General features: G+C 60.5%; 7 protein-coding genes. 5 read left to right on the forward strand and 2 right to left on the reverse strand.

Going from position 1 to position 23,346, the window contains the following annotated elements:
• Positions 1–516: 516 nt before the first annotated feature.
• Positions 517–16,563 carry a DUF7507 domain-containing protein gene (locus FHU41_RS15170; protein WP_179389833.1) on the forward strand — a complete coding sequence of 5,349 codons (16,047 nt, stop codon included), beginning with the start codon at positions 517–519 and terminating at the stop codon, positions 16,561–16,563.
• 4 nt (positions 16,564–16,567) lie between these two features.
• Here the strand turns inward: FHU41_RS15170 and FHU41_RS11745 are convergent, their stop codons facing one another.
• Positions 16,568–17,587 carry a LacI family DNA-binding transcriptional regulator gene (locus tag FHU41_RS11745; protein WP_343046321.1) on the reverse strand — a complete coding sequence of 340 codons (1,020 nt, stop codon included), beginning with the start codon at positions 17,585–17,587 and terminating at the stop codon, positions 16,568–16,570.
• A 264-nt stretch (positions 17,588–17,851) separates the two neighbouring features.
• Here FHU41_RS11745 and FHU41_RS11750 point away from each other — a divergent pair, with 264 nt between their 5' ends.
• The 4 genes from FHU41_RS11750 to FHU41_RS11765 are packed head-to-tail and all read left to right on the forward strand — an operon-like array spanning position 17,852 to position 23,129.
• Positions 17,852–19,117 (forward strand): sugar ABC transporter substrate-binding protein, encoded by a 1,266-nt coding sequence (locus FHU41_RS11750; RefSeq protein ID WP_425503304.1) that lies wholly within the window; start codon positions 17,852–17,854, stop codon positions 19,115–19,117.
• Between the two features lie 5 nt (positions 19,118–19,122).
• Positions 19,123–20,220: a carbohydrate ABC transporter permease gene (locus tag FHU41_RS11755; protein WP_179389835.1), complete on the forward strand. Its 1,098-nt coding sequence runs from the start codon at positions 19,123–19,125 to the stop codon at positions 20,218–20,220.
• A complete protein-coding gene (locus tag FHU41_RS11760) occupies positions 20,217–21,053 on the forward strand; it encodes a carbohydrate ABC transporter permease (protein ID WP_179389836.1) in 837 nt (278 codons plus the stop codon). The genes FHU41_RS11755 and FHU41_RS11760 overlap by 4 nt, the downstream gene beginning before the upstream one ends.
• A gap of 30 nt (positions 21,054–21,083) precedes the next feature.
• Entirely contained in the window at positions 21,084–23,129 is a 2,046-nt protein-coding gene (locus FHU41_RS11765; RefSeq protein WP_179389837.1) for a glycogen debranching N-terminal domain-containing protein, read from the forward strand.
• Here the strand turns inward: FHU41_RS11765 and FHU41_RS11770 are convergent.
• Positions 23,110–23,301: a DUF6191 domain-containing protein gene (locus tag FHU41_RS11770; protein WP_179389838.1), complete on the reverse strand. Its 192-nt coding sequence runs from the start codon at positions 23,299–23,301 to the stop codon at positions 23,110–23,112. The genes FHU41_RS11765 and FHU41_RS11770 overlap by 20 nt on opposite strands.
• Between the last annotated feature and the right edge of the window lie 45 nt (positions 23,302–23,346).

The raw sequence follows: 23,346 nt of genomic DNA on the forward strand, positions 1-23,346 counted from the left end.
TGAAAAAATAAAATAGCGGTGGCCCCATTTCGGTGGGGTCACCGCTATTTTTGTCGGTGAGGCCTTGCTCCTCGGCAGCCACAGCTCGATGCCCTCAGTGCATATATCCAGCTAGTTTAGTTACAGCTTGGATGCGGGCCCTTGCAAAAACCTTCTGTGGGGTGTCAAATTCAGGGTATGAAGGGCGTGTGATCGCCTTAGTAATTCGCTTCCGTCGTTTAGGGAGCGGCGAGTTCGGCGGTGTGCTGCCTTCTTAGCGGAGGAGGTGTTATGTCATGGTCGGCATAGCGCTCACTCCCGCTGATCAAGTCATGGATTATTTTTGCATTTCATCTCATCTGCCAGCTTGGCATTTGAGATCGACAGAAATATCTCTTCGATACGTTTCTATTGCTCTTGATTTGCGGCAGGTCTGGGGGCCCTCCGTTACAACTTGCAGTCCGGGAAGGCTACGCCATGAATGACCACTACAGTCCCCGGCGATTAAGAATCAGCAGTGGATCGAAGGTTCATCGGATGATCATTCGTCCGGTTGCCGCTTTGCTAACTCTGACGACCATTGTGCTCACCGGACTCTTCTGGGTCGCCGGTACCCCTAGTGCCTCAGCGGTGCCCGCCGGTTCCGAATTTCCGGCCACCTGGACCATCGTGGGGAATGTTGCCACCGGCACCACCCCGAGCGGGGTTGTGGTGACGGCTACCTTGACCGGGCCAGCGACGTTTATTGGGCCTGGCGGCCTTACTCCGAGCGGGACGCGTCCAGCGTATATACCCGTGACAACGACCCAAGCCCTCAATATCAGCATCGTCAATTGTGCCGTCATCACGGCCAGCGGTTGTGGGTCTATCACCTATTCCTTCTCCAAACCCGTTATGACCCCAGTGCTATACACCTCCGATGTGGGAGCGGGAACTATCGCCGCTGGTAACACCTTTGCGACCTTCCATAATCATCCTCAGACTCTTACTTCGGGCGGAACCTTCAGTTTGGATTCCGCAGGTTCTCAGACCGCTACTATGTCCATCCAGAACGCTGGAACTACCGTGGGGTACACCAATCCGCTCGGAATGACTGGCAGATCCACGGTAGGCCAAACAGTTAGTTGTGGGACGGGCACCTTCGGAAGTTGGGGTTGCGGAGCCTACGACATCAATACTCCGACCCAATTCGTGAACAGCATTACCGTCGGCTTTGGTTACGCCGGTACCGGCACCACTAACGATGGTTTTAACCAAATGCTGGGCATCACCCCGATTGCCCCGAGCCTTTCGCTGGCGAAGACCGTAGCCCCAACAACCATCACCGCAGCGGGCCAGGCAGCCACCTACACCTTCGCCGTCACCAATACCGGAAATGCGCCACTGACCGGACTCTCCATCGCAGAGACAGCGTTCAGCGGTACCGGCACCCTGGGAGCTGTCAGTTGCCTTGCCACCAGTCTGGCGGTGGGTGCCAGTACCACCTGTACCGCGAGTTATACCGCCTCCCAGGCAGACATCAATGCGGGTCAGGTGACGAATACTGCGGTAGCCTCGGCAAACGTTCCAGCCAGTGGTGGAACAGTCAGCAGCGCACCGAGCTCCGCCGTTCTCACCGCTACCCGGACCTCCTCGCTAACCCTAGTGAAGTCCGCGACTCCCTCCGGCGCCGCCAGCTATGTGGCGGGGCAAGTCATCAACTATTCCTTCCTGGTCACGAATACCGGCAATGTCACCGTAACGAGTCCGTCAATCACCGAGACAACTTTCACCGGCTCGGGGACGATTTCGACGGCGGTGTGTCCGGTAGGCCCAATTGCCCCCGGGGCATCGGCGACCTGTACCGCGAGCTACACCCTGACCCAAGCGGACGTGAATAGTGGTTCGCTGAGCAATACAGCACGCGCGACGGCGGTTCCTCCAGCCGGGGTGACCGCACCTCAGTCGGGGCTCTCCACGGTAACCTTGCCTATCAACTCGGCTCCATCGGTGACCCTGGTGAAGTCCCTGACAGAAACCTCAATCACCGGTCCTGGACAAGTTCTGCACTACTCGTTCCTGGTTACCAACAACGGAAATGTCACCCTTGCCCCGGTGACGGTTACCGAGACGGCCTTCAATGGCAGCGGTACCGCCCCGGTGGTCACCTGCCCGGCCGGTGCCAGCTCACTGGCTCCTGGAGCCTCCGTTACCTGCACGGCGACCTATACCGTGACTCAGGCTGATGTTGATCGCGGAAATATAGCCAATACTGCGGTGGCGCACGGCACTCCGCCAACCGGCTCCGTCGTCGATTCAGCACCTTCATCTAAGACGGTTAATGCCACCCGGACCTCAACGCTGAGCTTGGTGAAAACCTCCTCACCCTCCGGGGCGGCCAGCTACACCGCGGGGCAAGTCGTTAACTATTCGTTCTTGGTGACAAACACCGGCAATGTGACGGTGAGCAGCCCATCGATCACCGAAACGAGCTTCAGCGGTTCGGGGACGATCTCGACGGCGGTGTGCCCAGTGGGGCCGATTGCGCCAGGGGCCTCGGTGACCTGCACGGCGTCCTATACGCTCACTCAGGCCGATGTGAATAGCGGTTCGTTGACGAATACAGCGACGGCGACGGCGGTCCCACCCGCCGGGGTGACGGCACCGGTATCCGGGCCCTCGACGGTAACCCTGCCGATCACCTCGGCACCATCGCTGTCCTTGGTGAAGTCCTTGACGGAGACTTCGTTGACCGGTGCTGGTCAGGTGCTCCACTACTCGTTCGTGGTGACGAATACCGGCAATGTGACCCTGGCCCCGGTGACGATCACGGAGACTGCCTTCAATGGCAGTGGTCCCGCTCCGGTGACGAACTGCCCGGCTGGGGCGGCATCATTGGCCCCGGGCGCTCAGGTGACCTGCACCGCGACCTATACCGTGACACAGGCCGATTTTGATTCGGGTCAAGTGACTAACACCGCCGTGGCTCACGGCACTCCGCCGAGCGGGCCGGTGGTGAACTCGGCACCGTCGTCTGCGGCAGTGCCGGGAACGGCTCTTCCTGCGATTACTTTGGCGAAGACAGCGAATGCTTCTGCAGTGAGTTCTCCTGCGGTGGTGGGTCAGTTGATTACCTATAACTTCACTGCCACTAATACGGGTAACGTGACCCTGAATGGTGTGGTGATTAATGATCCGTTGGCTGGTTTGTCGGCGCTGGTCTATACCTGGCCTGGTGTTGCCGGGAGATTGCTGCCTGGACAGTCTGTAACCGCGACCGCAACCTATGCGATTACGCAGGCTGATATTAATGCTGGTCATGTGGCGAATAGTGCCACCGCGACAGGGACACCTCCGACGGGTCCTGCGGTGACTTCGCCTTTGGCTGCAACGGATACTCCTTTGGTGTCCAACGCTGCGATGACTTTCTCTAAGACGGCCGATGCCACGGCGGTGACTTCCCCCGCCCAGGTGGGCCAACTGGTCACTTATCACTTCACGGCGAGCAACACCGGTAATGTCACCCTGACCGGGGTTGCCATCAGCGATCCGCATCCTGGATTGTCTGCCCTGAGCTATACCTGGCCTGGGACGCCCGGAACCTTAGCGCCGGGGCAGTCGGTGACGGCCACAGCAACCTACGCGATCAGCCAGGCGGATATCAATGCCGGACATGTGGCGAACTCGGCGACCACAACGGGCACTCCGCCCACCGGTCCGCCGGTGACACCTCCACCCGGAACCACTGACACTCCTCTGGCGCAGGCCCCGGCAATGACTTTCTCTAAGACGGCTGATGCCTCGGCGGTGACCTCTCCTGCCCAGGTGGGGCAACTGGTCACTTATCACTTCACGGCGAGCAACACCGGTAATGTCGCGCTGACCGGGGTCAACATCGCTGACGGTCTGGCTGGCCTATCCCCGCTGGTCTACACCTGGCCCGGAACGGCTGGGACCTTGTTGCCGGGCCAAACTGTCACCGCGACTGCGACCTATGCGATTAGCCAAGCCGATATTGACGCCGGTCATGTGGTGAATTCGGCGACCGTGACGGGTACGCCACCGAGCGGCCCGCCGGTGACACCGGCACCCGGTACAACGGATACACCGCTGATTTCGGGTCCGGCGATGACCTTCTCCAAGACGGCCGATGCCTCGGCGGTGACGTCTCCCGCTCAGGTGGGGCAGTTGATCACCTATCACTTCACCGCGAGCAACACCGGTAATGTCACGTTGACCGGGGTCAGCATCGCCGACGGTCTGGCCGGACTGTCTCCGCTGGTTTACACCTGGCCCGGGACGGCTGGAACCCTAGCCCCGGGGCAATCGGTGACCGCGACCGCCACCTATGCACTGACCCAGGCGGATCTCGATGCCGGGCATGTGGCGAACTCGGCGACGGCAACGGGTGCTCCGCCCTCGGGCCCTCCGATAACGACTCCGCCGGGGACTACCGACACCACAGTTCCGCAGGGTCCGGCGCTGACCTTCGCCAAGACCGCTGATGCTTCGGCAGTTACGTCTCCTGCACAGGTGGGGCAGCTGATTACCTATCACTTCACGGCAAACAACACCGGAAACGTGACCTTGACCGGCGTCGTGATTAACGATCCGCACACTGGGCTATCCGCCCTGACGTATACCTGGCCGGGCACCGTCGGGACGCTACTCCCGGGCCAATCCGTCACGGCGACCGCAACGTATCCCATCACGCAGGCCGATATCAATGCCGGGCATGCTGCGAACTCGGCCACCGCCACGGGTACCCCACCCTCGGGCCCCGCCGTGACCTCGTCCCCAGGCGCTACCGATACTCCGCTAGTCCAGAGCCCTGCGATGACAATTGCCAAGACTGCCGATGCCAGTGCAGTGCAGAGTCCCGCAGCGGTGGGCAACGTGATTACCTACAACTTCACGGCAAGCAACACTGGCAATGTGACGTTGACCGGCGTCGCGATTAACGACGCCTTGGCAGGCCTGTCTGCTTTGACCTATACCTGGCCCGGAACGGTTGGGACGCTATTGCCTGGCCAGAGTGTGACGGCGACCGCCACCTATGCCTTGACGCAGGCCGATATTGACGCCGGTCATGTAGCGAATAGCGCGACGACCACGGGTACGCCACCAACGGGTCCACCGGTGACCTCGCCTCCTGGCAGCACCGATACGCCCTTGACTCAAGGCCCTTCGATCGCGGTTGCCAAAACGGCTGACGCTTCGGCCCTGACCTCTCCTGCTCAGGTGGGGCAGCTGATCACCTATCACTTCACCGCGACGAACACGGGTAACGTGACGTTGACCGGCGTCGTGATCAATGATGGCTTGGCTGGCTTGTCCGCGTTGACCTACAGTTGGCCCGGAACTGCTGGGACGCTGCTACCCGGCCAGAGCGCGACGGCGACTGCTACTTACGCGATAACCCAGGCCGATATTAATGCCGGACATGTGGCGAATTCCGCGACCTCGACGGGCACTCCACCCACTGGCCCGCCCGTGACCTCGCCTCCAGGGACGACGGACACCGCGATCTCGCAGGGTCCGGCGATGACGTTCTCCAAGACTGCTGATGCCTCGGCGGTGACTTCTCCTGCTCAGGTTGGGCAGCTGATCACCTATCACTTCACCGCGACCAACACCGGTAACGTGACGTTGACCGGCGTCGTGATTAACGATCCGCTCGCTGGCTTATCTCCACTGGTTTATACCTGGCCTGCCGCTCCGGGAACGCTTTTGCCTGGTCAGACGGTGACGGCCACAGCAACGTATGCGTTGACGCAGACCGATATCGATGCCGGGCATGTGGCGAATAGCGCGACGACAACGGGTACCCCGCCCAGCGGTCCTCCGGTCACGCCTGCTCCCGGCAGCACGGATACCCCGCTTGCCCAGGGTCCAGCCATGACAATCTCCAAAACCGACGATGCCTCGGCCGTGACTTCCCCCGCTCAGGTGGGGCAGATCATCACCTATCACTTCACCGCGACGAACACCGGTAACGTGACGTTGACCGGCGTCGTGATCAATGATGGTTTGGCTGGGTTGTCTGCTTTGACCTATACCTGGCCTGCCACTCCGGGAACCTTGCTGCCCAATCAGCTCGTGACGGCGACCGCGACTTACGCGCTGACACAGGCGGATATCAATGCCGGTCATGTAGCGAATAGCGCAACCGTAACGGGTAATCCTCCCACCGGTCCGCCGGTGACATCGCCTCCGGGAACCACAGATACTCCGCTTGCCCAGACCGCCGCACTATCCCTGGTGAAGTCCTTGATTGAAATGTCATTGACGGGCGCTGGTCAGGTTCTGCACTACTCCTTCGTGGTCACGAATACGGGCAATGTCACCCTGGCACCCGTGACTGTCACAGACTCTGCGTTTACTGGATCGGGGCCCGCTCCTATTATTAACTGCCCCGCGGGGGCTGCCTCCTTGGCTCCGGGAACTCAGGTGACCTGTACGGCTACCTACACCGTGACGCAAGCCGATTTCGATTCTGGTCAGGTCTCGAACACTGCGGTGGCGCATGGCACTCCGCCGAGCGGTCCGGTGGTTGACTCGGCGCCGTCCTCCGCGGCCGTACCGGGCACACCTTCCCCCGCGATGACGGTGGCCAAGACCGCTAATGCCAGCGCCGTGAGTTCCCCGGCGCAGGTGGGGCAGTTGATTAGCTATAACTTCACTGCGACGAACACCGGCAATGTGACGATGACCGGCGTGGTCATCAACGATGGCCTGGCTGGTTTATCTGCTTTGACCTATACCTGGCCGGGGACTCCCGGGGTGCTGCTGCCGGGCCAGATGACGACGGCGACTGCTACTTATGCGGTGACGCAGGCTGATATTGATGCCGGTCATGTGGCGAATTCCGCGACATCAACAGGTACTCCGCCAACCGGTCCACCCGTGACCTCGCCACCGGCGACCACGGACACCACCATTCCGCAGGGTCCGGCCATGACGTTTGCGAAGACTGCGGATGCTTCGGCGGTTACCTCTCCTGCTCAGGTGGGGCAGCTGATTAGCTATAACTTCACGGCCACTAATACGGGAAACGTGACGTTGACCGGCGTTGCAATCAACGATCCGCTGCCTGGTTTGTCTGCTTTGACCTATACCTGGCCCGGTACCGCTGGAACGTTGCTGCCCGGTGAGACTGTGACCGCGACTGCGACTTATGCGTTGACGCAGGCTGATATTGATGCGGGTCATGTGGCGAATTCCGCGACGGCGACGGGTACACCGCCGACCGGTCCTCCGGTGACGCCTCCGCCGGGAACCACGGACACCACCATTCCGCAGGGTCCGGCCATGACGTTTGCGAAGACTGCGGATGCTTCGGCCCTTACCTCTCCTGCCCAGGTGGGGCAGTTGATTAGCTATAACTTCGCCGCGACGAATACGGGTAACGTGACGTTGACCGGCGTCGTGATCAATGATGGTTTGGCTGGGTTGTCTGCTTTGACCTATACCTGGCCCGGGGCAGCTGGGACATTATTGCCGGGGGAGTCGGTGACGGCGACTGCGACGTATGCGTTGACGCAGGCTGATATTGACGCTGGCCATGTGGCGAACTCTGCTACGACGACGGGTACCCCACCGAGTGGCCCTGCGGTAACTCCTGCACCGGCCAGCACGGACACACCCTTGGTGGCAAACCCAGCGATGACGTTCTCTAAGACTGCTGATGCCTCGGCTGTTTCGAGTCCGGCGACTGTTGGCGATGTTATTACCTACAGTTTCGCCGCGACGAATACGGGCAATGTCACCTTGACCGGTGTCGTGATCAATGACGGTCTAGTAGGGCTCTCGCCGTTGACCTATACCTGGCCGGGCACTGCGGGAACGCTAACCCCAGGTCAGACCGTAACTGCGACTGCGACGTATGCGGTGACGCAGGCTGATATTGATGCTGGCCATGTGGCGAACTCGGCGACGACGACAGGGACACCACCGACGGGTTCTCCGGTGACTCCTGCACCTGGAACGACGGATACTCCGTTGGTTTCGAATCCTGCGATGACGTTCTCTAAGACTGCTGATGCCTCGGCTGTTTCGAGCCCGGCGGCTGTGGGTGACGTTATTACCTATAACTTCACCGCGACGAATACGGGTAACGTGACGTTGACCGGTGTCGTGATCAATGATCCGCTGCCTGGTTTGTCTGCTTTGGCCTATACCTGGCCCGGTACTGCGGGAACGCTAACCCCAGGACAGACCGTAACTGCGACCGCAACGTATGCCATTACTCAAGCTGATATTGATGCCGGACATGTGGCGAACTCTGCTACGACGACCGGGACGCCCCCTAGCGGTGGCCCACTTGATGTCCCGCCGGGAACCACGGACACCCCTTTGGTCTCCGATCCCGCGATGAGCTTCTCCAAGACTGCGGATGCTTCGGCAGTCACTTCTCCCGCTCAGGTGGGGCAGCTGATTACCTACAACTTCACCGCCAGCAATACGGGTAACGTGACGTTGACCGGCGTCGTGATCAATGACCCGCTACCTGGTTTGTCTGCTTTGACCTATACCTGGCCCGGTACCGCTGGAACGTTGTTGCCCGGTGAGGTTGTCACGGCGACCGCTACCTATGCGTTGACGCAGGCCGATATTGACGCGGGCCATGTGGCCAATAGCGCGACTCCAGCTGGCACGCCACCAAGTGGTCCGCCTATCACCACTCCGCCGGGAACAACGGATACCCCGGTTCCGCAAGGTCCCGCGATGACCTTTGCGAAGACCGCGGATGCTTCGGCAGTCACTTCTCCCGCTCAGGTGGGGCAGCTGATTAGCTACAACTTCACCGCAACCAACACCGGTAACGTGACGTTGACGGGGGTTGTGATCAATGATCCGCTGGCTGGTCTTTCACCGCTGACGTACACCTGGCCCGGTACCCCCGGTACTTTGGCACCGGGGGAGTCGGTGACGGCGACTGCGACGTATGCGATTACGCAGGCAGATATTGACGCCGGCCATGTGGCTAATAGTGCGACGACGACAGGGACACCGCCGGTTGGTCCTGCGGTGACTCCTGCACCCGGAACAACTGATACGCCACTGGTTTCGAATCCTGCGATGACGTTTAGCAAGACCGCGGACGCCTCGGCCGTACATAGTCCGGCTGCTGTTGGTGACGTGATTACCTATAACTTCAGCGCGACGAATACGGGTAACGTGACGTTGACCGGTGTGGTGATCAATGACGGTCTAGTGGGACTCTCGCCGCTGACGTACACCTGGCCCGGTACCCCCGGTACTTTGGCACCGGGGGAGTCGGTGACGGCGACCGCTACTTACGCGATTACGCAGGCTGATATTGATGCGGGTCATGTTGCTAATAGCGCGACGACCACGGGGACTCCGCCCACTGGTCCTGCCGTGACTCCTGCACCTGCGACGACGGATACGCCGTTGGTGGCGAACCCAGCGATGACGTTTAGCAAGACCGCGGACACCTCGGCTGTACACAGTCCGGCTGCTGTTGGCGACGTTATTACCTATAACTTCACCGCGACGAACACCGGTAACGTGACGCTCACCGGCGTGGCGATCAATGACGGCCTGGCTGGCTTGTCGGCGCTAACCTATACCTGGCCTGGAACGGCAGGGACTCTCCTGCCGGGTGAAGTGGTGACGGCGACCGCTACTTATGCGATTACGCAGGCTGACATTGATGCGGGCCATGTGGCGAACTCGGCGACGGCGACCGGTACTCCCCCTAGTGGTGGACCACTCGGTACCCCTCCCGCAACCACAGATACTCCGTTGGTTTCGAATCCTGCGATGACGTTTAGCAAGACCGCTGATGCCTCGGCGGTTTCGAGCCCAGCGGCTGTTGGCGACGTTATTACCTATAACTTCAGCGCGACGAATACGGGTAACGTGACGTTGACCGGCGTCGTGATTAGTGATCCGCTAGCTGGTTTGTCACCACTGGCCTATACCTGGCCGGGTACAGCGGGAACGCTAACCCCGGGTCAGACGGTGACGGCGACTGCGACGTACGCCATTACTCAGGCTGATATTGATGCCGGTCACGTAGTGAACTCGGCAACAGCGACGGGTACTCCACCAAGCGGTCCGCCCGTTGTTACTCCGCCAGCGACGACGGATACGCCGTTGGTCTCGAATCCTGCGATGACGTTCTCCAAGACTGCTGATGCCTCGGCTGTTTCGAATCCGGTGGCTGTGGGTGACGTTATTACCTATAACTTCAGCGCGACGAATACGGGTAACGTGACGTTGACCGGTGTCGTGATCAATGACGGCCTGGCTGGTTTGTCCCCGCTGACCTACACCTGGCCTGGTGCTCCCGGCTCTTTGGCTCCGGGTGAAGTGGTGACGGCAACGGCGACGTATGCGGTGACGCAGGCTGATATTGATGCCGGCCATGTGGCTAATAGCGCGACGACGACCGGGACACCCCCGACAGGTTCTCCGGTGACGCCTCCTGCTGGAGTGACGGATACCCCGTTGGTGGCTAATCCGGCTATGACCTTCTCCAAGACTGCGGATGCCTCGGCAGTTTCGAATCCTGCGGCTGTTGGTGACGTGATTACCTATAACTTCAGCGCGACGAATACGGGCAATGTGACCCTCACCGGCGTTGCAATCAACGATCCGCTGCCTGGTTTGTCTGCTTTGACCTATACCTGGCCCGGTACCGCTGGAACGTTGCTGCCCGGTGAGATTGTGACGGCGACTGCGACGTATGCCATTACCCAAGCTGATATCGATGCCGGACATGTTGCCAACTCGGCGACGACGACTGGGACGCCCCCGACGGGTTCTCCGGTGACGCCTCCTACTGGGACGACGGATACGCCGTTGGTTTCGAATCCTGGCATGACCTTCTCTAAGACTGCGGATGCCAGTGCCGTGCAGAACCCAGCGGTGGTTGGTGATGTGGTGACCTACAACTTCACCGCGACAAATACGGGTAATGTGACCCTCACCGGCGTCGTGATCAATGACAGCCTGGCTGGCTTGTCGGCGCTAACCTATACCTGGCCGGGAACGGCAGGCACGTTGGCTCCGGGTGAAGTGGTAACGGCGACTGCGACGTACGCCATTACTCAGGCTGATATTGACGCCGGGCATGTTGCTAATAGTGCGACGACGATGGGGACGCCCCCGACGGGTTCTCCGGTGACTCCTGCACCCGGGACGACGGATACTCCCTTGGTGGCAAACCCGGCCATGACGTTCAGCAAGACGGCCGATGCGTCGGCTGTTTCGAGTCCTGCGGCTGTGGGTGATGTGATTACCTATAACTTCGCCGCGACGAATACGGGTAATGTGACCCTCACCGGCGTCGTGATCAATGACGGCATGGCTGGCTTGTCGGCGCTAACCTATACCTGGCCGGGAACGGCAGGCACGTTGGCTCCGGGTGAAGTGGTAACGGCGACTGCGACGTACGCCATTACTCAGGCTGATATTGACGCCGGGCATGTTGCTAATAGCGCAACGACCACAGGTACCCCGCCCACTGGTCCTGCCGTGACTCCTCCTGCTGGAGCAACGGATACTCCCTTGGTGGCAAACCCGGCCATGACGTTCAGCAAGACGGCCGATGCGTCGGCGGTTTCGAGTCCGGCGGCTGTTGGCGATGTGGTGACGTACAACTTCACGGCCAGCAATACGGGTAACGTGACGTTGACCGGCGTCGTGATTAGTGATCCGCTAGCTGGTTTGTCACCACTGGCCTATACCTGGCCGGGTACAGCGGGAACGCTAACCCCAGGACAGACGGTAACTGCGACTGCGACGTACGCCATTACTCAGGCTGATATTGACGCTGGGCATGTAGCGAACTCCGCGACAACGACCGGTACTCCACCAAGCGGTCCGCCCGTTGTTACTCCGCCAGCGACGACGGATACGCCGTTGGTTTCGAATCCTGCGATGACGTTCTCCAAGACGGCCGATGCCTCGGCTGTTTCGAATCCGGCGGCTGTGGGTGACGTTATTACCTATAACTTCACGGCGACGAATGCGGGCAATGTGACGTTGACCGGTGTCGTGATCAATGACGGTCTAGTAGGGCTGTCGCCGTTGACGTATACCTGGCCTGGTGCTCCCGGTTCTTTGGCTCCGGGTGAAGTGGTGACGGCGACTGCGACGTATGCGGTGACGCAGGCTGATATTGATGCCGGCCATGTGGCTAATAGCGCGACGACGACCGGGACACCACCGACGGGTCCTGCCGTGACGCCGCCGGCTGGGACTACGGATACGCCGTTGGTTTCGAATCCGGCGATGACGTTCTCTAAGACTGCAGATGCCTCGGCTGTTTCGAGCCCGGCGGCTGTTGGTGACGTTATTACCTATAACTTCGCCGCGACGAATGCGGGCAATGTGACCCTCACCGGCGTCGTGATCAATGACGGCCTGGCTGGCTTGTCGGCGCTGACCTATACCTGGCCAGGTACGGCCGGAACGCTAACCCCGGGTCAGACGGTGACGGCGACGGCGACGTATGCGGTGGCGCAGGCTGATATTGATGCCGGTCATGTTGCAAATAGTGCGACGACGACTGGGACGCCCCCGACGGGTTCTCCGGTGACGCCGCCGGCTGGGACTACGGATACGCCTTTGGTGGCTAATCCTGACATGACCTTCTCTAAGACTGCGGATGCTTCGGCTGTTTCGAGCCCGGCGGCTGTTGGCGATGTGATTACCTACAGCTTCACCGCGACAAACACCGGTAACGTGACCCTCACCGGCGTCGTGATCAATGACGGCCTGGCTGGCTTGTCGGCGCTAACTTATACCTGGCCGGGAACGGCCGGCACGTTGGCTCCGGGTGAGGTTGTCACGGCGACTGCGACGTATGCGGTGACGCAGGCTGATATTGATGCCGGTCATGTTGCAAATAGTGCGACGACGACTGGGACGCCGCCCACGGGTCCTGCGGTGACGCCGCCTGCTGGGACGACGGATACGCCTTTGGTGGCAAACCCGGCGATGGCGTTCTCCAAGACTGCTGATGCCAGTGCGGTGCAGAACCCGGCAGTTGTGGGTGATGTGGTGACCTATAACTTAACGGCGACGAATACGGGTAACGTGACGTTGACCGGCGTCGTGATCAATGACGGTCTAGTAGGCCTCTCGCCGTTGACGTATACCTGGCCGGGTACGGCGGGCACGCTAACCCCAGGTCAGACGGTGACGGCGACCGCTACTTACGCGATTACGCAGGCTGACATCGATGCTGGCCATGTGGCGAACTCTGCAACGACGACGGGTACCCCGCCGTCGGGTCCTGCGGTGACTCCTGCACCGGGCACAACGGACACACCCTTGGTGGCAAACCCGGCGATGGCGTTCTCCAAGACTGCGGATGCCAGTGCGGTGCAGAACCCGGCAGTTGTGGGTGATGTTGTGACGTACAACTTCACGGCGACGAATACGGGTAACGTGACGTTGACCGGCGTCACGATCAATGACGGTTTGGTCGGACTTTCACCGCTGACCTACACCTGGCCGGGCACGGCAGGCACGCTAACTCCGGGTCAGACGGTGACGGCAACCGCAACCTACGCGATCACCCAAGCCGATATTGATGCCGGTCACGTAGTGAACTCGGCAACAGCGACGGGTACTCCACCAAGCGGTCCTGCCGTGACTCCTGCACCGGGCACAACGGATACTCCGTTGGTGGCTAATCCGGCGATGACGTTCTCTAAGACTGCGGATGCTTCGGCTGTTTCGAGTCCTGCTGCTGTAGGCGATGTGGTGACGTACAACTTCACGGTGACGAATACCGGCAATGTGACGTTGACCGGCGTCGTGATCAATGACGGTCTAGTGGGCCTCTCGCCGTTGACATATACCTGGCCGGGTACGGCTGGGACATTGTTGCCGGGTGAAGTGGTGACGGCAACCGCGACCTATGCGGTGACGCAGGCTGATATTGATGCCGGTCATGTGGCGAACTCTGCGACAACGACGGGTACTCCGCCGAATGGTCCTGCGGTGACGCCTCCTGCTGGAACGACGGATACGCCGTTGGTTTCGAATCCTGGCATGACCTTCTCCAAGACTGCGGATGCCAATGCCGTGCAGAACCCAGCGGTGGTTGGTGATGTGGTGACCTACAACTTCACCGCGACAAACACCGGTAACGTGACATTGACCGGCGTTGTCATTAACGACGCTTTGGCTGGCCTCTCGCCGTTGACGTACACCTGGCCGGGTGCGGCTGGCGCGCTGGCCCCGGGGCAGACGGTAACCGCGACGGCGACGTATGCGGTGACGCAGGCGGATATTGATGCAGGCCATGTTGCAAATAGTGCGACGGCTACTGGGACGCCGCCCACGGGTTCTCCGGTGACTCCTCCTGCTGGAGCAACGGATACGCCGTTGGTGGCTAATCCTGCGATGACGTTCTCCAAGACTGCTGATGCCTCGGCGGTTTCGAATCCGGCTGCTGTGGGTGATGTGATTACCTATAACTTCGCCGCCACGAATACGGGTAACGTGACGTTGACCGGCGTCACGATCAACGACGGTCTAGTAGGGCTGTCCCCGTTGACGTATACCTGGCCGGGTACGGCCGGAACGCTCACCCCGGGTCAGAGCGTGACTGCGACGGCAACCTATGCGATCACCCAAGCCGATATTGATGCAGGCCATGTTGCAAATAGTGCAACAGCGACAGGTACTCCACCAAGCGGTCCACCGGTGACGACCCCACCAGGAACCACCGACACAACTGTTCCGCCGGGTCCGGCCATGGCGTTCTCCAAGACCGCGGATGCCAGTGCGGTGCAGAACCCGGCTGCTGTGGGTGATGTGATTACCTATAACTTCGCCGCCACGAATACGGGTAACGTGACATTGACCGGCGTCACGATCAACGACGGTCTAGTAGGGCTGTCCCCGTTGACGTATACCTGGCCGGGAACGGCCGGAACGCTCACCCCGGGTCAGAGCGTGACTGCGACGGCAACCTACGCGATCACCCAAGCCGATATTGATGCCGGTCACGTAGTGAACTCGGCAACAGCGACGGGTACTCCACCAAGCGGTCCGCCCGTGACGACCCCACCAGGGACTACGGACACCTCCATTCCGCCGGGTCCGGCCATGACGTTCAGCAAGACTGCGGATGCCAGTGCGGTGCAGAACCCGGCAGTTGTGGGTGATGTTGTGACGTACAACTTCACGGCGACGAATACGGGTAACGTGACGTTGACCGGCATCGCGATCAACGATCCGCATGCTGGTCTCTCACCGCTGACATACACCTGGCCGGGTGCGGCTGGCACACTAACTCCGGGACAGACGGTGACTGCGACGGCAACCTATGCCATCACGCAGGCTGATATTGATGCCGGTCATGTTGCTAATAGCGCGACCGCGACGGGAACCCCGCCGACGGGTCCTCCGGTGATTACCCCACCCGGGACCACGGACACCACGGTGCCGCAGGCGCCGGGAGTTTCCTTGGTGAAGTCGGTGGCTGAAACGGCTCTCACGGCTGCCGGTCAGATTCTGCATTATTCGTTCTTAGTAACGAATACCGGAAATGTAACCCTGGCGCCGGTAACGGTGACCGAGTCGGCATTCTCCGGTACCGGTCCTGCCCCGGCGGTGAACTGCCCGCCGGCTGCGGCTTCGCTAGCTCCCGGGGCTTCGGTCACCTGCACAGCCACCTATACGGTGACGCAGGCCGACGTGGATGCCGGAACGGTGACCAACACCGCGGTGGCACACGGCACCCCGCAGGCAGGGGACGCCGTGGACTCCCCGCCGTCGAGCGCTTCGGTACCGGCCGATCAGAGGCCCGGGTTGTTGTTGACCAAGGTTGCGGATGCTTCTGCGGTGCATACGCCGGCCAAGGTCGGGGACTTGGTGAGCTACCAGCTCGCCGCAAAGAACACCGGCAACACGACGTTGACGGGGGTGAGCATCGTGGACGGTCTGGCAGGTCTATCGCCGCTGGTTTATTCCTGGCCCGGGACTGCTGGGACGTTGGCTCCGGGGGAGTCGGTGACGGCGACCGCAACGTATCCGATCACCCAGGCTGATATCGACGCCGGCCATGTCGCCAATAGTGCGACCACAACGGGTGGTCCGTCCTCACCTCCGGTCACCACGGATACCCCGCTTCCGCAGGGTCCGGCGATGATCTTCAGCAAGACCGCCGACGCTGCCGGGGTGCAGGATCCTGCAATAGCGGGTCAGGTGATCACCTATCACCTGAGCGCCACCAATACGGGTAACGTGACCTTGACCGACGTCGTGATCAATGATCCAATGGCTGGGCTCTCGCCGCTCAGCTACACCTGGCCTGGAGTAGCTGGCACGCTAACCCCCGGCCAGACGGTGACGGCTACTGCGAGCTATGCGGTGACCCAGGCCGATATCGATGCTGGAGAAGTCGCGAACTTCGCCACTGCCTCCGCGATACCGCCATCGGGATCGAAGATCACACCGCCTCCGGCGAAGGTGACAACCACTCTCATCAAGCCTGCGGCGCCGCCCTTGGCCTACACCGGAGCCGATCTGGTGCTCGTCCCGGTGGCTCTGGCGATCTTGTTCCTGGGCTTGGGCCTGGCAATGGTCTCCAGCCGGAAACGGAGGAGCTAGACGGTTACACGCCCGAGCGGGTGCGGACGATCAGCTGTGGGGTGATCAGCCGATGAGCTCGACTGGCGTTGCTTTGATGCTTGAGAACCTGGTTTCCCTCGGGCCCCAGCAGTAGTTCGAGGGTGCCTTCAGCCACGTCCTGAAGGCATTGATCGATGCTGCTGATGCCTAAAGCCATGGAGACCGGGCTGTTATCGAAACCGATCACCGGGATGCTTGTCAGGTTGGCTGCGTTCAGCGCCATCAGGGCACCGAGGGCCAGGGTGTCGCTGGCGCAAACTATGCCGTCGAGCTCTCCGGGTCCGTCCAGTCGGCGTAGCTGCTGGGCGACTAAGCGTTGGGCATCGGCCACCTCGTCCTTGCACTGCCAACGCAAACCACCAAGTTCGCCCTGATTTCGCTGCTCCAGCATGACAGAACGCCAGCCGTTCAGTCTGTCCTCGCCGACGCCGGAGGGACTTGGCCAGCCGAGGAACGCGATTTGCCGAGCGCCTTGGGCCAGCAGATGCCGGCAAGCCGCGGCGCTGCCAGCGGCGCCGTCCACATCGACCCACAACTGGGGCGAACCATCGATATCGGCTTCGCCCCAGGGCCTGCCGAAGGTGACGAAATCTGCACCGTGTTGGCGTAACCAGCCCGGCCGCGGATCACCGTCGTGAGTTGAGGTGAGTACGAAGGCGTCCACATCCGCCTCGTCCAGCAGGCGCTGGAACTGCCCGATTTCCTGGCCAGAATCCTTCGCGGTGTAAACCAGGATGCGCATCCCCCGGGCAGTGGCCTGCTCCGTCAGGGCGTGTAAGTAGCGGTCCAGTACCGCGCTGGAGATCCCCTGGCTCAGTGGATCGAGACAAAAGCCGATGGTTGAACTCTGTCGAGTGCGGAGCCTCCGGGCAGAGATATTTGGACGGTAGCCGAGCTCGGCGATGACTGCCTGGACGCGTTCCCTGGTTCCGGCCTTGACGATCTCCGGGGTGTTAAGCACATTGGACACCGTCTGGCGGGAGACGCCAGCAGCTCGAGCCACATCTAGCACTGTGGGTGGTCGATTCAAGCGTTTTCCTTCCCTGCAGCAGAATTCGTGTACCGGGATACTTTGATCGATCAAAAGTACCAGAAGCCGGGGCCACTGGTGAGGCCGGTAACCTCTTGCCTGTGATGGCAGTGTGGTGATAGCTTGATCCAACTATGAATTGGATCGTTCAAATTCTCTAGCGAGGAATTGTTTAATGATCCAGTTGATAAAGAATTTGATCGTTCAAATGATTCGCACGATTTCAAAGGAGAAATGATGCTCAGCAAAAAGATGAAGGGCGGCGGGGGACTAGGCTGGCTGCGTGGAGCCGCTGTGCTCACCGCAGGACTAGTGACACTCAGCGCTTGTGGCAGTGGATTCAGCAGCGGCTCGCAGAGCAGTTCTTCCGGGCTGAGCAGCTCGGATAAGAGCCTCACCGTGCTGATCGGCTCCAGTGGCGATGCCGAGACAAAGGCAGTGACGGACGCGGTGTCCGCCTGGTCGAGCAAATCGGGCGTCTCTGCAACCGTCACCGCCGCTAGCAATCTTTCTCAGCAGCTCTCCCAAGGTTTCGCAGCCAAAAAGCCCGCCGATGTTTTCTATCTAGCCCCGGATAGCCTGGCCGGGTATGCCAAGAACGGCTCATTGCTGGCTTATGGAGACCAGCTCGCCAATAAGGATGACTTCTATCCGGCTCTGGTCAAGCAGTTCAGCCAGGACGGCAAGTTCTATTGCGCTCCTAAGGACTTCTCCACCTTGCAGCTGGTGATCAATAAGCGGATGTGGAGCGAGGCGGGGCTGACCGACGCCGATATCCCCACCACCTGGGACCAACTCGCCACGGTGGCCAAGAAACTCACCGGAAACGGTCACGTCGGGCTCAGCACCAGCAGCGAATACGCTCGCCTGGGAGCCTTCATGGTCCAGGCCGGCGGCAATCTCTACGATGACGACGGAAAGCCGACCGCTAATAGCGACGCCAATATCAAGGCACTCCAGTACGTCAAGTCACTTCTGCAGGCGGGCAGTTATAAGTTCGCTAAAGACCTTGGAGCAGGATGGGGCGGTGAAGCCTTTGGCAAGGGACTCGCCGCGATGACCATTGAGGGAAACTGGATCACCGGTGGCCTGAGCAAGGATTACCCCAAAGTGCAGTACAAGGTGGCTGAGCTCCCGGCCGGCCCAGCCGGTAAAGGCACGCTACAGTTCAGCAATTGCTGGGGGATCGCCGCCGATAGCCCCAATCAGAAAGCTGCCCTAGATCTCGTTCAGCAGCTCACCGCTTCCTCCACCCAGCTGGCCTTCTCCAAAGCCTTCGGCCCGATGCCCTCGGTCAAATCAGCCGCAAGTGATTGGAGCAGCCAGAACCCCACACTCGCGCCCTTCTTGGCCGGTGCCGATTACGCTAAATCAGTTCCGGTGGCACAAGGGGCCTCGGACGTCATCTCCGATCTGAATTCCAAGCTGGAGTCCTTGGCAACCTCGGACCCTAAGACTATTCTCGACGCGGCTCAGAAGAACCTCCTGGCTCTGGGTAGCTGAATACCATGCCTGCTAGAAAACGAGCAGCCCGGGTTGGTGGGCTACGGCGCGGTGAGAATGTAGCCGGTTGGTTGTTCACCGCTCCGATGTTGATCATCCTGGGCCTGTTCCTCTTGGTTCCCGTACTGATGGCGCTATGGGTCAGCTTCTCCGATTGGGGCGGGCGTGGCTCGCCCTTCTCCGGGGATGTCAGTTTCGCCGGTTTTGATAACTATCGGAAGATCTTGGCTAGCGGCGGACAAGCTGAGCAGGATTTTGGCACATCGCTGCGTAACAACGCCTGGTATGTGGTTTTGGTGGTCCCGATCCAGACCGCCGTGGCGTTACTGCTCGCCGTGCTGGTGAACGGTCGCGCTCTGCGCGGGCGTGGCTTCTTCAGAACCGCCTTCTACTTTCCCTCCGTCACCAGTAGCGTGGCCATCACGGTGCTCTGGCTCTTCTTGTTCAGCGCATCGGGGGCGGTGAACAAGGCCCTGTCCTTTATCGGGATCAATGGACCGAATTGGTTCAATGACCCGCGAGGAGTGCTGCATCTGATCCTCGACGGACTGGGGATAAAAACTGGCCCGGCGGCGCTGACCGATAACAGCGTGCTAGGGGTCTCCTTCTGGGATTGGCTCTCCGGTCCCTCGGTGGCGATGACCGCTTTCATTGCGATGGCGGTTTTCACCACGAGCGGCACTTTTATGCTGCTCTTCATCGCAGCTCTGCAGAACCTGGGTGGCGACATCACCGAGGCCGCTACCTTGGATGGGGCAAGTGGCTGGCAGCGCTTCTGGTACGTCACCTTGCCGCAATTGCGTCCCACCTTGTTCACTGTGCTTACCTTGGGCTTGATCGGGGCCTGGCAGGTTTTCGACCAGATCTATACCGGAACTCAGGGCGGTCCGGGGAAAACCACGCTTACCCCGGCTTACCTTTCCTATTCCTCCGCTTTTAATAATCAGCAATGGGGTCAAGGCTCGGCAATTGCCTTTGTGCTCTTTGTCATCATCGTGCTGATGACCCTGCTACAGCGCTGGATACTGCGTGAACGGCCGGTGTCGCAGCGGAAGATGCGAATGTATCGAGAAGTGAGCGCGACGAGCGGAGCGAAACGATGAACAGCGTCACCCGTGGCCTCCGCAAGGGTGGGCTTTATCTGATCCTGCTGCTCATCGCCGTCGTCTATATCTGGCCCTTTCTGGTTCAGGTGGGCACTTCGTTCAAAACGGATGCCGAGGCCAGTAGCAGCTCCATCTCGCCGCTTCCGCTGACCTGGAGCACGGATGCTTACCAACGGCTTTTCGAAAACTCCGATTTTCCGCTCTGGTTCACTAACTCGGTAGTGGTCACGCTACTGGTGACCCTTGGCAGAGTGTTCTTCGACTCGCTCGCAGGCTATGCGCTCGCCAGGCTGTCTTTTCGCGGCAGGGGAGTGATGTTTGCCGGGTTGGTCGCGGTGATGGCGGTGCCCGGCGTCGTGCAATTGATTCCAAAATTTTTGGTGATCAATCAGCTCGGTCTCTACGATTCCTATGCGGGAATGATTGTGCCGCTCTTGGTCGATGCGGCGGGTATCTTCATTATGAAGAACTTCTTTGAATCCATTCCGAGCAGTATTGAGGAGCAGGCACGGATTGACGGCGCGGGTAGCTTCCGGACCTTTTGGTCGGTGGTGCTCCCGATGGCACGGCCCGCCGTGATCACCATCGTGATCATGTCCTTTCAGGGTTCCTGGAACGAACTGTCCCACTTCATCATCTCCGCCCAATCCCCGGAACTCACCACGCTCGCCAAGGGAGTGGCCTCCCTGGCTTCCGGTCAGCTCAGCCAGGGTAGTCAGTTTCCGCTCAAACTGGCCGCCGCGCTCCTAATGACCGTTCCGGTGGCACTGGTATTTCTTCTGTTCCAGCGACGGATCCTGAACAATAGCGAAGGAGCCGTCAAAGAATGACACAACCGCTATCTATAGAGAATCAGGAATATGACGATCCCCTCCCCCGAAACCCTTACCGCTTCAACCGAACTGCGGCAACCCTTTCTCCATGATGCGCTCTTGCTCTTCAAAGCCCCGACCCAGTTTTGGACGGACCGCATTGGGAACATGGGCCTGGAACCCATCCACGGGATCTACTATTCCGATACTCGGGTGTTCTCCAGCCTCGCCCTGACGGTGAACGGAGAGGCGACAGAGAACATCGGGGTGAACCGGATTAATGCTTCCGAGGATGTACACAGCCTGGTGGCCCGCTCGGTTGACGGCCGGGGTGCGGACCCGCGGGTGAGGTTGGATCGCCGTCGCACTGTTGGAGCGGAATCGGTGGCGGAGGTACTGCGTTTTGAGTCAAGGCTTCCCGACGAACTGAACTTCGAGCTGAAACTCGTGCTGAAGCCAGATTTCGGGGCGCTGCAGGACGTCAAGTCCGGCCTGGCCGCCAGCCGGGACCGGGCCGCGCCGCAGCTCTCGCCAGCCATCGAATTGTCCATAGCGGGGGATCAGGCCACCCTGGAGCGTGGATCGGTACAAGCGCGGGTTCTCGCTCCCGGAGCAAATATCAGTTACGACGGCGGTGAACTTGCCATTCGCTGGAACCTCACGGTTCCGCCCCATGCGGTGAGTGAAGTGTCTTGGACCGTAGAACTGCAGGACACGTCCGCCGTCGTCAAAGCAGCCGAGGGGCTTCCACAATGGGATGAAGTCTCGGTAGAGAGCTCAGATTCACGGATTGGCCGCTGGGCGGAACGTGCATTCGAAGACCTCAACGGGCTTCGAATGACTGCCACAGCCGCCCCCGGCGAAGTTTTCTTAGCGGCCGGGGCGCCCTGGTTCTTCACCTTATTCGGGCGGGACTCAATCTGGGCGGCCAGAATGCTGCTGCCTTTCGGCACCGAACTCGCAGCCTCCACTCTGCGTGCCCTGGCGGCGCTGCAAGGTACGCGAGTCAATCCGGAGAACGCCGAGCAGCCGGGCAAGATCCCGCATGAGATCAGGTCGGCAACGCTCCATCTACACGGTAAAGGCATCACCCTGCCGCCCTTGTACTACGGCACCGTGGACGCCACGCCGCTGTGGATTTGCCTGCTGCACGATGCCTGGAGCTGGGGCCTCGCGGATCAAGAGGTCAAGGAACTGTTGCCTCAGTTGGAGGCGGCACTGGCCTGGATGCGTGACTATTCAAACGCGGATGGCTTCCTGGATTACCGTGATGAAACCGGGCACGGGCTGAGTAATCAGGGCTGGAAGGATTCCGGCGATTCGATTCAATGGCGAGACGGGCGGCTGGCCGAGGGGCCGCTGGCTCTGTGCGAGGTACAGGGCTACGGCTATGAAGCGGCGCGGGCGGGGGCACGACTCATGCGCCACTTCGAGCTCCCTGGTGCGCAGGAGTGGGAAGAGTGGGCGGAGCGGCTCAAAGAGCGTTTCACCGAATCCTTCTGGGTGGGCAGCGAAGACCAGTCGTACCCGGCGGTGGCGCTGGACGGCAAGAAACAAAAAGTGGACTCGTTGACGAGCAATATCGGTCACCTGTTGGGCACCGGCATTCTGACCGCGGAGCAGGCGGAGCGAGTATCTCGACTGGTTTCCGGGCCAAGCCTAGATTCGGGGCTGGGCTTGCGAACCTTGTCCACCGAGGAGGCAGGGTATTGGCCACTGAGCTATCACGGCGGATCGGTCTGGGCACACGACACCGCAATCGCTATCTGGGGAATGCACCGGGAGGGCTTGGGTCAGCACGCAACTGGGCTGCTCGAAGGTTTGCTGCTCGCCGCGGAGGGCTTTGACTACCGGATGCCGGAACTGCATGCGGGAGAGCCGGTGGCTGGTGGGCCCGTTGCCTATCCTGCGGCCTGCCGTCCACAAGCTTGGTCTGCCGCCGCTGTAGCGGTGGCTCTGCAGACAATCTTGGGTGTGAACCCACGGGACCGGCAGGAACTGATCTCGGAACCACTCCCCGGTTACCAGCAGCTCAGGGTCTCGGGGTTCCGGCTCGCCGGGGTGCCGCTCACCATCACTCGGGACGGTGAATAACGGCAACCCCGGCGTCCAAATCGATTTCGATCCCGTGCCCGCCCTTATCGGGGGAGTCCACCGTGGCAGGCAGTGTGAGCTGGCGGCTTTCTTCCTCCAGTTGGTAGGCGCGGGCAGGGTTGAAAATGACGTCCAGGGAGCCGAAGGCCCCGCCTAGACCGTTGCCGCTCATGGTCGCCGTCCTTCTATCGTGATGTAGCTATCTAATGAACGTTCG

It is taken from the genome of Psychromicrobium silvestre, from assembly GCF_013408295.1.
GTDB lineage: Bacteria > Actinomycetota > Actinomycetes > Actinomycetales > Micrococcaceae > Renibacterium > Renibacterium silvestre.

Coding starts and splice junctions, on each gene's coding strand:
- FHU41_RS11755 (WP_179389835.1), top strand. CDS start 19,123: ATGCCTGCTAGAAAACGAGCAGCCCGGGTTGGTGGGCTACGGCGCGGT.
- FHU41_RS11765 (WP_179389837.1), top strand. CDS start 21,084: ATGACGATCCCCTCCCCCGAAACCCTTACCGCTTCAACCGAACTGCGG.
- FHU41_RS11770 (WP_179389838.1), bottom strand. CDS start 23,301: ATGAGCGGCAACGGTCTAGGCGGGGCCTTCGGCTCCCTGGACGTCATT.
- FHU41_RS11760 (WP_179389836.1), top strand. CDS start 20,217: ATGAACAGCGTCACCCGTGGCCTCCGCAAGGGTGGGCTTTATCTGATC.
- FHU41_RS15170 (WP_179389833.1), top strand. CDS start 517: ATGATCATTCGTCCGGTTGCCGCTTTGCTAACTCTGACGACCATTGTG.
- FHU41_RS11750 (WP_425503304.1), top strand. CDS start 17,852: ATGCTCAGCAAAAAGATGAAGGGCGGCGGGGGACTAGGCTGGCTGCGT.